This window comes from Halopseudomonas formosensis (genome assembly GCF_900115905.1).
GTDB lineage: Bacteria > Pseudomonadota > Gammaproteobacteria > Pseudomonadales > Pseudomonadaceae > Halopseudomonas > Halopseudomonas formosensis.
Map to the genome: position 1 here is coordinate 535204 of NZ_FOYD01000001.1, position 12903 is coordinate 548106.

A 12903-nucleotide genomic window follows, 5' to 3' on the forward strand; every position below is an offset into this window, starting at 1 on the left:
CCTGCCATGCCGGCCCCCGGGAACGTCGAGCACCAGCTCGATGAGCGCTTCAGCAGGCACTACTTCAGCAGGCCACTGGTTGATAACTGGCTTCGGGTCGGCGAACCCCTTGGGCCGAGATCGGACCCGGCGGGCTGAGCTTGGTGCTTCCGGGCGCAGCGCAGTGCACCGCACCCCGGTGCGTTACTCCTGGGAGAAGTTGAAGTTCATGCTCTCGCTGGGCGGCTGCAGATAGTTGCCCTGGATGTAGTTCACTCCGGCCTGCCACAGGGTCGGCATCATGATGGCGCTGTCCACGTTGGACACTATGGTCAGCTTGCCCTGATTGTGCAGGGTGGCGACCATTTCCTTGAGCTGTTCGACCACCGCCGGATCACTCAGATCCCGGCTGAAGGACTCGTCGATCTTCACGTAGTCCACCGGCAGGTGCTTGAGTACCGCATAGGGGTTGAGCGCGCCGCCGAAGTGGCTCAGGGAGATCCGTGCGTGGAGTGAGCGCAGGGATTCCGCCAGTACCTTGGCGTGCTTCAGGTAGTTGTTGGCATCGGCATCGTTGAACTGGAAGATGAGCGCATCGCCGGGCAGGCGGCTTTCCTTGAGCAGCGCCGAGATCCACTTGACGATTTCCGGGTCCTGCAGGCTGGCACTGCTCAGGCTCAGCAGCAGACGGGTATCCGAACCCTTGCTGCGATGCTGGCTCAGCAGGTTGACTCCGCGGCTGATCAGCCAGCGGTCCACCTCCATGGCCAGTCCCGACTCCAGCGCGGCGGACTGGAACTCGAGGGGCGCGATTTCCTCGCCCTGACTGTTCAGCAGTCGCAGAAAAACTTCATAGTGCTCGGCACTGTCGCCGCGCAGACTGATGATCGGCTGGAACTCCAGGCGGAAGGCGTCGGTTTCCAGAGCATGGCGGATCTGGGCGATGATATTACCCCGGTTGGCCATCTGCTCCAGCTCTTCCAGGGGGTTGAACACCTTGAGCGCGTTACCGCCGGCCTGGCTGACCTGCTCGGCAAGCCGGTGGGCGCGTTCAATCGCCTGGGTCGGTTCGTGATGGGTTTCACTGATCGAGGACACGCCGATACTGGCCGTGATGCGTACAGTGCGGCCGTTGGCTTCGAACAGGTTGCTTTCGATGCGCTTGAGCAGGGCCGGAAGCTGTGCAGTGACCGCCTCCGGCTCGCACCCCTCCAGCAGCACGCTGCAGGCGTCGTCGCCGAAGCGGGCCAGAAGGGCATCCTCCGGAAAATGCTGACGCAGGATCTGCGCGAAGTCAGCCAGCACCAGATCCGAGCCGCCGATACCGATATCGGCCTGCAGTGAGCTGAAACTGTCGATACTGATGTATGCCAGGGTGCTCGGCTGGCTGCTGCTGACCGCCTGTTGGCTTGCACGGTCCAACTGCTCCTGGAACCACGAGCGGTTGAACAGGCCGGTCACCAGGTCGTGACTGGCCATGGCCTTGAGTTTTTCCTCGAACTCGGCGCTGGCGGTTTCCGGACGGATGACCACCTGGGTGCAGGGTTCCCCGTCGTAGTTGGCGGGGGAGAAGCTGAGCATGGCCGGGAATTCCTGGCCATCGGAGGTCACCGCGGTACAGCGGGTTTCGCCGTACTCGCCCTTGGCCGCATAGGTCCGCAGGAATTCCTTGAAGCTGTCCTGATCCTTGGGGGCTATCAGCTCCAGCATGGGCTCGGCGGCCAGATCGTCCGGGTCTTCGTAGCCGAACAGCTGTGTATAGGAGCGGTTGGCGTAGATGTGCATGCCGTCGAGTACATAGGCGATGGCATCCACGGAGCTGTCGAGCAGCAGCTGGCAGCGTTTTTCGGTTTCCTTCAGGGAGCGTTCGGCGATGCGCCGCTGCCGGCGCGCCTGCAGGTTGGTCAGCTCGCGCTTGACCACCAGGACCAGCAGGGCGTCGGAGTCGGCCCTGACCACGTCCTGCATGCCGGCGCGCAGAGCCGCGGTGCGGACCTCGCAGCTGTCATCCGTGCTGAGCATGATGAAAGGCACGTCATAGGACTGGCTGATGACCATGCAGGCTTCCTGCGCGGTCATGAAGCTGGTTTCCGGGCAGGCCAGGCACAGGTCCCAGTTCTGCTGCAGTGATTCGTTCAGATCTTCTGCCGAAGTGATCCGGTGTGCCCGTGTCGCGTGCCCGGCATTGCGCAGCACGCTCACCAGACGTTCCGCGTTGTTCTGCGAATCGTCCAGAATCAAAACCCTTATGGCTTGTGTATCAGTGGCCATGTTGTCCCGTTGTATCTCAGCCTGCCCATCATCCTTGCGGATCCCTATGGCCGAATCTACAGTGACTTCCAGAGTGAGTCAAAGTCGTCATCGGAGACAATGCTGAGACCTGTGGTTTCCGTCTCGTTTTTCACGGCGACACGGTCGCTGTCCAGCAGCTGATACTCGAACTGGCTGTAGCTGCCGGTGGAACTGAGGCGGCTGGTCAACTGGGCCCGCTTTTCCTGACCGCCGAGCAGCAGCATCACCTTGTTGTTGACCTGGAACGGCAGGCGCGGTGTCAGCAGGGTTGCCGGGCGGTCAATGGCCGTCACTTCGGGCACCAGCAGGGCGCGCAGGTATTGGCTGGGGTCGTCGGTCTTGCGCAGCAGCTTGACCGCGCAGGGCGTGCAGTGCGGCGCGATCAGCTCGATACCCATCTGGGTGCCGCCGCCGCGAACCTGGCGTATCCAGCGCACCACGGCCAGGCTCCAGCTCTGGTCCCTGTCCTCCTGAATGCCGAGCAGCTCGCCGGCCTGCAGCTGGCGCGGCACCTCCCGCGGCCAGGTCAGACAGAAGCCGCCCGGGCTGTGGTTGACGATGCGGAGGTTGTGCACCGGATAATGCTCGGCACCGTCCTCATCGTCTTCGCCATCCGCGCTGTAATCGATGCTTTCAACGGTACTGCCGGCCCATTCCACCGAGGGAGCGCCGTCAAAGGCATTGCTCCAGCCTTCCTGTCGCGCCCGCTGGAAGGACTCGGAGAAGGGGTTGGTGTTCTCGGCATTGATGAAGCGCGAGAAGCTCTTGTCTGCGACGTGGAAATGGGTGGCACTCATGCCGATGGTGACGCGCAGTTCGCCGCGGCCCGGCAGGCGGCTGAAGGTGCGCTCGGCCAGATCGCCCCAGGATTCACTGACATGCTGCAGCAGCTCCAGCCCCATGCCTTCGCTGATGACCAGGCGCGGATCGGACTGTTCGCCGTCGAGCATGTGATTCTTGATGGCTTCCACCAGCCGGCTGGTGTCCAGCCCCAGACTGCCGGTCAGGTCTTCGGCCTGAACCAGGGAGCGGTAGCGAGGCGGGCAGTCCATGTCGGGGTTGATGATGAACAGGGCGCTGGGTGATTCCGGCTCGACCAGTGATGCCATGCTGCTCCAGCTCTCCAGCGCATTGTAGAGACGGGTCATGCTGCTCTGGCGCATCTGGTTGGGGCGTGCGGTGCCCAGCAGCAGTATGGCCACATAGGTCTGTTCAATCGTGGTAGAACGACCGCTGCCGCTCTCGCGGTCATTGATCGAGGTCTGGTGAAGCTTGCGCTGGCGGGCCAGGCGATACAGCTGATGGATCTCCAGCCAGATGCCGTCAGCCACCGGGCAGTACAGCTGGTAGGCGCGCAGGAGAGGGCCGCTGAGTGCCCGCATCGCGCGCTCGATCGCCAGACTCATCTGCTCGGCGCGATCACGCGGCTTCATGCTGCCTTCGTGGGTCACCACAATCTTGTAGCCGGTGGCCAGGTGGTTCTGCAGCGACTGGGCCAGATTGGCCACCTGGCGGGGCCGGTCCTCCAGCACGATGGACTGGCTCAGATAGTAACGCGACAGCGCGGTGCAGACGTAATGGACCTCGGGGCGAATCAGCTCCAGGATGGCCAGCCTGCGATCCGGGGCGATGGACAGCTGATTGATCTCGATCAGACCCTGATACAGCTGGCGGGCGGTTTCGCCGATGTTGGCCTTGGGCAGATTGGCGATCCAGTGCGCGATGCCTTTCTCGCTGGCGTCGGCAAAGCTCAGCTTGCTCAGCGTCTGCTCGGGCACACGCAGATTCAGGGGATGGGTAGCGTCGTCCATAACCGTTCTTCTTTTCTTCCGTTGTAGGCCTTTGAGGCTGAATCGAGGTGGAATCAAGTCGGAGTCCAATACATGCGTTACGCCAGAAATGAGTAAGCTTAGACTAGCAGTACATCAGCACTCAAGCTAAGCGGTGAGTACCTGCGGTCTGGAACGGCAGCGGCGTCTTGCTGGTTTCGCCGGCCACCTCGCGCACCAGACGTGGTACCAGGAAGCCCGGCAGTCTGGCGAGCATCTCTGCGGCCAATCCCATGGCCGCTCCGTCGTCTACATGAAAATGCTGTGCACCTTTCACATGATCGAGAACATGCAGATAATAGGGCAAAATGCCATGATCGCCTAGGGTTTCGCTCAGCGAGATCAGGGTTTCCAGGCTGTCGTTCACACCGCGCAGCAGCACCGTCTGGTTCAGCAAGGTGATGCCTGCCTGACGCAGGCGGAGAACGGCGTTGCCGAGCGCTGCGTCAAACTCGTTGGCATGGTTGCTGTGCAGCACCATGACCACCGGCAGCCGGGTGCCGCACAGGGCGTCGATCAGCTCGCTGGTAACCCGCTGGGGAATGACCACCGGCAGCCGGGTATGCACCCGAAGACGGCGCACGTGAGGAATGGCGGCAATCTCCCGGGTCAGCCAGGCCAGGCGCTTGTCCGAGGCGGCCAGAGGATCACCACCGCTGTAGATGACTTCGCTGATGCTCTGGTCGCCACGGATATAGTCCAGGGCCTGCTGCCATTGCTCGGTGCTCAGGTTGTTGTCGCCATAGGGAAAGTGACGGCGGAAGCAGTAGCGGCAGTTCACCGCGCAGCCGCCGCTGACGATCAGCAACAGGCGTCCGTGGTATTTGTGGATGATCCCGGCGCGGGTATTGGTGTGCTGTTCGCCGAGGGGGTCGAGTACATAATCAGGGTGTTCCAGCAGCTCCTCACCCAGCGGCAGCACCTGTCGCAGCAGGGGGTCGTTGGGGTCGCCTTTTTGCATGCGCTCGACAAAGGGCTCGGGCACGCGCAGCGGGAAATCCGCGGCGCCGGCGCGGGCGCCGGCCAGCAGCGCGGGGTCCAGCTCGAGGCGCCTGAGCAGATGTTCGGGATCGGTGATGCTGCGCGACAGCAGGCTTTGCCAGCTGACAGACTCAACAGGCGCTAAAGATCCATGTATCATTGGGCAATTCCGCGCATGGGTGGCATGTACATCCGTCGGGCATTCACTGGGAATGCCGGCTGTGACCTGGGGTCGGCGCGTATTCGGATGTATCCGTTCAAACTGTAAGTGGGAAATTTATGGCCAACTATTCTACCAACGAATTCAAGCCGGGTCTTAAGGTAATGCTCGACGGTGATCCCTGTGCGATCCTCGAGAACGAGTACGTCAAGCCGGGCAAGGGTCAGGCTTTCAACCGGGTCAAGGTGCGCAACCTGAAGACCGGTCGCGTCAACGAGCGTACCTTCAAGTCGGGTGACACCCTGGAAGGTGCCGACGTCATGGACCGCGACATGGAATACCTGTACACCGACGGCGAGTTCTGGCACTTCATGGCCACTGACGGTTCCTTCGAGCAGGTAGGAGCGGACGAGAAAGCGGTCGGCGACGCCATCAACTGGATGAAGGAGCAGGTGGTCTACACCGTGACCCTGTTCAACGGTGCTCCCATTGCCGTGACTCCGCCGAATTTCGTCGAGCTGGAAGTGGTCGAGACCGACCCGGGCGTGCGTGGTGATACCTCCGGCGGCGGCAACAAGCCGGCCAAGCTGGTCACCGGCGCCGTGGTCAAGGTGCCGCTGTTCATCAACGTCGGCGACGTGCTCAAGGTCGATACCCGCACCTCCGACTACGTGGGCCGCGTCTGATCCGGACCGGGTCGAATGCAGTACGGCAAACCGGGGCTCAGGCCCCGGTTTGCGTTTTGTGGACAGCCTTTCCGATACCCCTTGCAACCCAGGGCTGATCCCTCTCCCCGGAGTATTCCATGAATCACTGGCAACCCACCGCCTCGCTGAGCAACCTGCGCCAACGGGCACGGATCATCGGACGTATCCGCGAGTTCTTCGGCGCGCGGGGTGTGCTCGAGGTAGAAACCCCGACCCTGTCGGCCGCCGCCGTCAGCGATCCTCACCTGCTCCCCTTCGCCACGGACTACCTGCCCGAAGGCGGAGGCCAGGCCCAGACCCTGTACCTGCACACCTCCCCCGAATACCCGATGAAGCGTCTGCTGGCCGCCGGCAGCGGCTGCATCTGGCAGCTGTGCCGGGTCTATCGCAACGGCGAAAGCGGCCGCCGGCACAATCCCGAGTTCAGCATGCTGGAGTGGTACCGGGTAGGTTTCGATCATCACCGGCTCATGGATGAGGTGGATGATCTGGTGGACGCAGTGCTGGGCTGCGGGCGCTCCCGCCGGGTGACCTATGCGGCCCTGTTCGAGCAGTACCTGCAGGTGGACATCCACTCCTGCACCACCGATGAGCTGGCCCGGCTGGGGCAGAAACACTGTGACTTCCGCGGTGAGCTGGACCGGGATGGCTGGCTGAACCTGCTGTTCTCCCACTGCATCGAACCGCGGTTGCACGAGCCGACCATGGTCTATGCTTTCCCCGCCTCCCAGGCGGCGCTGGCCAGGGTGGTGGAAGCTGACGATCGGGTACCCAGTGCGGCGCGCTTCGAGTTGTTCATTCAGGGCATGGAGCTGGCCAACGGTTACTTCGAACTCACCGACGCCGATGAACAGGCGGCCCGCTTCGCCGCCGACCAGCAGCTGCGGCGCGGCTATCAGCGTCCGGAGCTGCCGATCGATCAGCACCTGATCGACGCACTGCGCCAGGGGCTGCCCGAATGCGCCGGGGTGGCGCTGGGTGTGGATCGGCTGGTCATGCTGGCGCTCGGTGCGAACAGCATAGATGAGGTGATTGCGTTTCCCCTGGGGCGGGCCTAGCTTGCCGAGGCAGTGTTAGCCTCGGCGTTGGTATGCCGTTGCTGCGAGCTTTCTGCGAGCTTGGAGTGAGGTCGTGCCGGGGCGGCCCTGTACCCCAGCAAGCCCAACTCGGTCTCGCAACATGCAGGCTCCCACCCAAAGGCGCGCACGGATATCCCGTAGCCCCGAAGTTGCTAGCCCGAAACCGAAAATCCCCGGAGTAGTACCACCTCCGGGGATTTCGGCTGTCTGTCGACAGATCAGTGGGCTACGGCACCGCTTCGACCGATACCGGTCTGGCTGCGCACGGTCAGTGCCTCGAAGGCCGCGCGTTCACGATCGGCACGGGCAGTACGGTCGGTGATCGAGAAGAACCAGATGGCGATGAAGGCCAGCGGGATCGAGACGATACCCGGGTTGGGGAAGGGAATGATGGGTTCCGCATTGCCGAACACATCCACCCACACGGTCTTGCTCAGCACCACCCAGAGGGTCGCCACCACCAGACCGATGAAGCCGCCCAACACTGCGCCCCGGGTAGTGCAGCCACGCCAGGAGATCGACAGCACCAGAACCGGGAAGTTGGCGCTGGCAGCGATGGCGAAGGCCAGGCCCACCATGAAGGCAACGTTCTGATCCTCGAAGATGATGCCCAGCAGGATGGACAGCACGCCCAGCACCAGAATCGAGATCTTCGAGATACGCATCTCCTGCTTCTCGGTGGAGCGACCGCGGGCGATCACGTTGGCGTACAGGTCATGGGAGATGGACGCCGCACCGGCCAGGGCCAGACCGGCGACCACCGCTACGATGGTGGCGAAGGTCACCGCCGCCAGGAAGCCCAGCAGCAGGCTGCCTCCCACGGCGTTGGACAGGTGCACCGCGGCCATGTTGGTGCCGCCGATCAGATCGGAGAGCATGTTGAAGCTGCCGTCGGGCCCGGTGTGGAAAAACTCCGGATTGCGTACCAGCAGGGCAATGGCGCCGAAGCCGATAATGAAGGTCAGGATATAGAAGTAGCCGATGAAGCTGCTGGCCCAGATTACCGACTTGCGTGCTTCCTGGGCGCTGGAAACGGTGAAGAAGCGCATCAGGATGTGCGGCAGGCCGGCAGTACCGAAGGCCAGTGCCAGACCCAGCGACAGGGCATTGAGCGGATTGCTGGTGACAGCTTCGCCGGGGGACATCAGTTCCGCCTCGTAGGGATGCACGGTCACAGCCTCGGCCAGCATGGCGTCGGGACTGAAGTTGAAGGCATAGAGCACCAGCACCGACAGCAGGGTACCGCCGCTGAGCATCAGTACCGCCTTGATGATCTGCACCCAGGTGGTGGCGGTCATGCCACCGAAGAATACATAGACCATCATCAACGCGCCGATGATCACCACGGCGAACTTGTACTCGATGCCGAACAGCAGCACGATCAGCTTGCCGGCACCCACCATCTGCGCAATCAGGTACAGAGCGATGATCAGCAGCGAAGCGCTGGCAGCGAGAATGCGCACCGGTGTCTGCTCCAGACGGAAAGCGGTGACGTCAGCGAAGTTGTACCGACCCAGGTTACGCAGGCGTTCCGCTACCAGAAACATCACTACCGGCCAGCCGAACAGGAAGCCGATGGCGTAGATCACCCCGTAGTAGCCCGAGACATAGACCATGCCGGCGATCCCGAGGAAGGACGCTGCCGAGATGTAGTCGCCGGCGATGGCCAGACCGTTCTGGAAGCCGCTGATACCACCGCCGGCGGTATAGAAGTCCGAAGTGGTCTGCGTCCGTCGTGCTGCCCACCAGGTGATGCCCATGGTCCCGGCGATGAACAGCAGGAACATGATGATGGCTTCGGTATTGGCGCCATGACCGGTTTCGGCAAAGGCGGCGGGGGCGGCGACAGCCAGCAGGGCGGCCGACATCAGCTTGGAGATTGTTCTCATTGCACGTCCCTCACGATTTCTGCCAGCAGCGGGTCGAACCACTTGTTGGAAAAGTATACGTAGAGCGCGATCAGGATGACGGCGCTGCAGGCCACCAGCAGACCGACACACAGGCCCACACTCATGGTCCAGTCCGGCCCCAGGGGGCGGGCGAATACGTCAGGCAGATAGGCCATGGTCAGGATGAAACCGGCATAGATGACCAGCGTCAGGCTGAAGAAAATCATGCTGGCTCGCGTGCGTCCTTTGACTAACGCCGCGTATTTCGGGTGATTGAGCACTTGCTCCACTACATCTTTTTGCATTGTTGTTCTCCTGGGTGGTGGTGCTTGTACGCAGACAGGGCGTTAAGGATGTGGGTCGGGCGCGGGGTGTCCTCCTGCTTCAGGTGTGATGGATTGGAGTTCGAGTCGGACGGCCGGGCCGCCCGATGTGCATGTTGCGGATGCATGGGTGACGCCGGGCGACGGAGAGCGCCGGCACAGCTGGTTCTGAGTCATGTTGTTCTTGTTCTCGCCGGATAGTGGCTGTTGTCAGAACTGTAAAACAGTGCGGAAATGAGGAAAGCCGACCTTAGTCGTAGGAAACGGACAAAGTTTTTCGCAGCGCCGGCCTTGTAGGAAATTGGCTATATCTGGCGTACGAAATCGCGACTTCGTCATGTGCGCTCGATAGGATTTTGTTCAGAGGCAAATTCGCAAGTTATTGATATATAACAATTAAAATTTTTATCACCCTAAAGTGTGAGACAGTTATCAGTGTTGTGTCGGAACCTTTTGCATGTATGATGAGTCCACGCGCAACGGATTGTGCTGCCTGACAGGGAGTTGGGCCATGGATCATCAGGAAGGTGACAGCAAGGGAAGGCTGGCTTAAGGACGGCATGTAGGGATAGCGCAAAATCGCGGGCGGGGGCAACCCCGCCCTTTTTTGTGTCCGCGAAATCCACCACGCCCTGCGCTACCGGTGCCTGATTGCGCCTCGCCATACATTTCCCGTGGCCCTCGCGTATCGTCTGCTTGGACGATTCGAATTGCCAACCAGCCAAACAGAATCATCCCATCATTATCGGCAGGTAGCGGCTGTCAGCATTGCGCTGTGTCCGCTCCTGCCCGGCCTTACGATGGGAGCAACCATGGCAGGCACCACACCCGACCTGAGCAGGGCATACTCTCCGCTGGCCATCGGCCCGCTTACCCTGCGTAACCGCTTCATCAAGTCCGCCACCAACGAAGGCATGTCACCCGATGGCATACCGTCTCGCCAGCTGGTGCAGTTCCACTCGGCGATGGCCGCCGGTGGGGTGGGGCTGACCACGCTTGCCTACTGCGCGGTGAGTCCCGATGGTTGCACCCTGCCCAACCAGATCCGCCTGGATCGCAACACCTTGCCGCATCTGCGGGTGCTGACCGATGCCGTGCATGCACAGGGCGCAGCGGTGTCGGCGCAGATCACCCACGGCGGTTGCTTCACCTTCATTCGGGCACCCGGTCAGCGCCGTCCGTTGTCAGCCAGCGGCGGCTTTAACAAGATCGGCTTGATGAGCGGCCAGTATCTCAAGCGGCAGATGAGCGTGGCGGATATGCAGCGGGTGGCGGCGGACTTTGCCAGCGGTGCCCGGTTGGCCCGCGAAGCGGGCTTCGATGCGGTGGAAATCCACATGGGCCACGGCTATCTGCTCAGCCAGTTTCTTTCACCTTTGTATAACAAGCGCCGGGACGAATACGGCGGCAGTCTGGACAACCGGCTGCGCTTTCCCCGCCAAGTGCTGCGCCAGGTGCTGGATGCGGTGGGCAATGAGTTGGCGGTCATCTGCAAGTTCAGCATCACCGAGGGCGTGCGCGGTGGCAACAGCATCGAGGAGGGCGTGCAGATTGCCCGCGAGCTAGCCGCCGAAGGGGCGCATCTGTTGGTGCTCAGCGCCGGGTTGAATGCGGAGTCGATCACTACGATGTTCGGCTCCTCGTTCCCGCCGGAGAACCGGGCGGTGGTGACCAACCCGGTGATGAAGGCGGCCATGTTCGTCCAGTCGCTGGTCGAGAAGCCGGTGCCCTTCCGCGAACTCTATCTGCTGGAGCACGCCCGGCGCATCCGCTCCGCGGTGGATGTGCCGCTGGCCTATCTGGGTGGTGTCGCATCGGCAGATGGGGTAGAGCGGGTCATGGCCGAAGGCTTTGACAGCCTCGCGCTGGGCCGGGTGCTGATCCATGACCCGGCCTGGGTCAATAGTCTGCGCCATGGCCAGAGCCTGCGCAGCGGCTGCACCGCCTGCAATCGCTGCGTCACCATGATGTACTCGGAAGGCGGAACCAGCTGTGTCCTCAACGGGCCGGGTGATGCGGCGCTCAACCGCCTGCCGGCGGCTGGGTGAAATCCATGGAAACAACACAGAAGGAGTATGTTATGCGGGCTGACAAGACGTATTCGCCGGCGCAGCCCTGTGCCGCAAGCGCAGTGGGCGCATGGGACCTGGAGACCGACGTGGTGGTGGTCGGCTTTGGTGCAGCCGGCGCCTGCGCGGCCATCGAGGCGCGCCAGGCGGGTGCCGGGGTGGTGGTGCTGGAAGTGGCAGGCGTGGGCGGCGGCAGTGCCAGCCTCTCCGGAGGAGAGGTGTACGTGGGCGGCAGCGGCGGAACTGACGTGCAGCGCGAGCACGGTTTCGAGGATGCCACCGAGGATCTGCATAAATATCTGATGATCGCCGGCGGGCCGGCAGCTGACGCGCACCGCGTGGCCGTGTATGCCGAGGGGGCCGCCGCGCACTTCGACTGGTTGCGCGAGCAGGGCGTGCCGTTCAAGGGAACGTACCTGCCGGGCAAATGGATCGAACCGACCACCGATGACACCCTCCTTTGGTCTGGCAACGAGAAGGCCTGGCCTTATGTAGGGCAGGCCAAACCGGCGCCGCGCGGGCACACGGTGCAGTTTGTCGGCTGGGGTGGCGGCAAGGTGATGATGGAGGTGCTGTGCGCCCGCGCCGAGGAACTGGGCGTGCAGGTGCGTTATGACAGCCGCGCGCTGACGCTGATTGTCGACGATCAGCGGCGGGTCGTCGGCGTCGTAACCCGTGAGTCGGGCGAACCCCGTTTTATCCGGGCCCGCCGTGGGGTGATTCTGTGCGCCGGGGGCTTCATCAGCAACCGTGCGATGGTTGAGCGCTTCGTCCCTGCCGCGCAGGCGTGTGAGCTGCAGGTCAGCGCCGGCAATGACGAGGGGGCTGGCATCCGTATGGGTATGGGGGTGGGCGCCGCTACCCTGAACATGCAGGAGTTCTTCGCCACGGTACCGTTCTTTCCACCGGCTTCGCTGGTCTTCGGTATCTTTGTCAATGAGCGAGGCCAGCGATTTGTCAATGAGGACTGCTACCATGGGCGGGTGGCCCACCATGTGCTGCGCCAGCCCAATGGCCGCGCCTGGCTGTTGGTCGACAATAAGTCCTTCGGGCGCCCGGTCATCCAGCCGGACATCCCGGTGGCCGCCGTCGGGGAGAGCTGGCAGGAAGTGGAAGAGGAGCTGGGGCTGCCCACCGGGGCGCTGGTGCATACGGTGGAGGAGTTCAACCAGCTGGCGGAGCGGGGCGAGGACCCGTATTTCCACAAGGACGCCGAGTGGCTGCGCCCGTTGATCGAGCCGCCCTTCGCCGCGCTGAGTTATTGTCAGGGCGATTTCCAAGGTCATGCCTTTACTCTGGGTGGTCTGGCGACCCGCCCCTCGGGCGAGGTGCTGGATGGCGACGGTCAGCCGATCACCGGCCTGTACGCCGCAGGCCGCACTGCCTGTGGCCTGCCGCGCTGGGGTGAAGGATATGCCTCTGGCCTGTCGCTGGGTGATTCCACCTTCTTCGGCCGGCAGGCCGGAGTTAGCGCTGCCGCCGCAGCCGACTGAGCGGGTTGTGTGACCATCGTCCGTCCGGACGATTGGTCAGTCCCTGGCCGGCGTTAAAGTGGATCCATGACCGGGGATGGATTCACTTGCCGGGTACACAAT

9 protein-coding genes are annotated in these 12903 nt (G+C 62.7%); 4 read left to right on the plus strand and 5 right to left on the minus strand.

Going from position 1 to position 12903, the window contains the following annotated elements:
* Nucleotides 1-183: 183 nt before the first annotated feature.
* From BM046_RS02495 to epmB, 3 genes are all read right to left on the minus strand, one after another.
* Entirely contained in the window at nucleotides 184-2250 is a 2067-nt protein-coding gene (locus BM046_RS02495; RefSeq protein ID WP_090536612.1) for an EAL domain-containing protein, read from the minus strand.
* A gap of 56 nt (nucleotides 2251-2306) precedes the next feature.
* On the minus strand, nucleotides 2307-4082 hold the full coding sequence (locus BM046_RS02500; RefSeq protein ID WP_090536614.1) for a molecular chaperone: 1776 nt from the start codon (nucleotides 4080-4082) through the stop codon (nucleotides 2307-2309).
* Between the two features lie 121 nt (nucleotides 4083-4203).
* The gene (gene epmB / locus BM046_RS02505; RefSeq protein ID WP_090536616.1) at nucleotides 4204-5241 is read right to left on the minus strand and encodes an EF-P beta-lysylation protein EpmB; all 1038 of its coding nucleotides are present in this window, start codon (nucleotides 5239-5241) and stop codon (nucleotides 4204-4206) included.
* 119 nt (nucleotides 5242-5360) lie between these two features.
* Here epmB and efp point away from each other — a divergent pair, with 119 nt between their 5' ends.
* Both efp and epmA read left to right on the plus strand, forming a co-directional pair.
* Complete coding sequence (gene efp, locus BM046_RS02510; protein WP_090536618.1) at nucleotides 5361-5927, plus strand: elongation factor P; 567 nt, start codon at nucleotides 5361-5363, stop codon at nucleotides 5925-5927.
* A 119-nt stretch (nucleotides 5928-6046) separates the two neighbouring features.
* Nucleotides 6047-7006 (plus strand): elongation factor P--(R)-beta-lysine ligase, encoded by a 960-nt coding sequence (gene epmA, locus BM046_RS02515; RefSeq protein WP_090536619.1) that lies wholly within the window; start codon nucleotides 6047-6049, stop codon nucleotides 7004-7006.
* A gap of 239 nt (nucleotides 7007-7245) precedes the next feature.
* On the opposite strand, the gene actP is transcribed toward epmA, so the two are convergent.
* The gene (gene actP, locus BM046_RS02520) at nucleotides 7246-8916 is read right to left on the minus strand and encodes a cation/acetate symporter ActP (RefSeq protein ID WP_090536621.1); all 1671 of its coding nucleotides are present in this window, start codon (nucleotides 8914-8916) and stop codon (nucleotides 7246-7248) included.
* Nucleotides 8913-9221: a DUF485 domain-containing protein gene (locus tag BM046_RS02525; protein ID WP_090536622.1), complete on the minus strand. Its 309-nt coding sequence runs from the start codon at nucleotides 9219-9221 to the stop codon at nucleotides 8913-8915. The genes actP and BM046_RS02525 overlap by 4 nt, the downstream gene beginning before the upstream one ends.
* A gap of 830 nt (nucleotides 9222-10051) precedes the next feature.
* On the opposite strand from BM046_RS02525, the gene BM046_RS02530 reads away from it, so the two are divergent.
* Together BM046_RS02530 and BM046_RS02535 are read left to right on the plus strand one after the other, a co-directional pair.
* Nucleotides 10052-11287, plus strand: coding sequence for an NADH:flavin oxidoreductase (locus BM046_RS02530; RefSeq protein WP_090536624.1), 1236 nt, complete (start codon nucleotides 10052-10054; stop codon nucleotides 11285-11287).
* 32 nt (nucleotides 11288-11319) lie between these two features.
* On the plus strand, nucleotides 11320-12801 hold the full coding sequence (locus BM046_RS02535) for an FAD-dependent oxidoreductase (protein WP_090536625.1): 1482 nt from the start codon (nucleotides 11320-11322) through the stop codon (nucleotides 12799-12801).
* The last annotated feature ends 102 nt before the right edge of the window (nucleotides 12802-12903 follow it).

Bases quoted from the DNA above. Each gene is read 5' to 3' on its own strand.
- BM046_RS02495 (WP_090536612.1), bottom strand. From the start codon at position 2,250: ATGGCCACTGATACACAAGCCATAAGGGTTTTGATTCTGGACGATTCG.
- BM046_RS02500 (WP_090536614.1), bottom strand. From the start codon at position 4,082: ATGGACGACGCTACCCATCCCCTGAATCTGCGTGTGCCCGAGCAGACG.
- epmB (WP_090536616.1), bottom strand. From the start codon at position 5,241: ATGATACATGGATCTTTAGCGCCTGTTGAGTCTGTCAGCTGGCAAAGC.
- efp (WP_090536618.1), top strand. From the start codon at position 5,361: ATGGCCAACTATTCTACCAACGAATTCAAGCCGGGTCTTAAGGTAATG.
- epmA (WP_090536619.1), top strand. From the start codon at position 6,047: ATGAATCACTGGCAACCCACCGCCTCGCTGAGCAACCTGCGCCAACGG.
- actP (WP_090536621.1), bottom strand. From the start codon at position 8,916: ATGAGAACAATCTCCAAGCTGATGTCGGCCGCCCTGCTGGCTGTCGCC.
- BM046_RS02525 (WP_090536622.1), bottom strand. From the start codon at position 9,221: ATGCAAAAAGATGTAGTGGAGCAAGTGCTCAATCACCCGAAATACGCG.
- BM046_RS02530 (WP_090536624.1), top strand. From the start codon at position 10,052: ATGGCAGGCACCACACCCGACCTGAGCAGGGCATACTCTCCGCTGGCC.
- BM046_RS02535 (WP_090536625.1), top strand. From the start codon at position 11,320: ATGCGGGCTGACAAGACGTATTCGCCGGCGCAGCCCTGTGCCGCAAGC.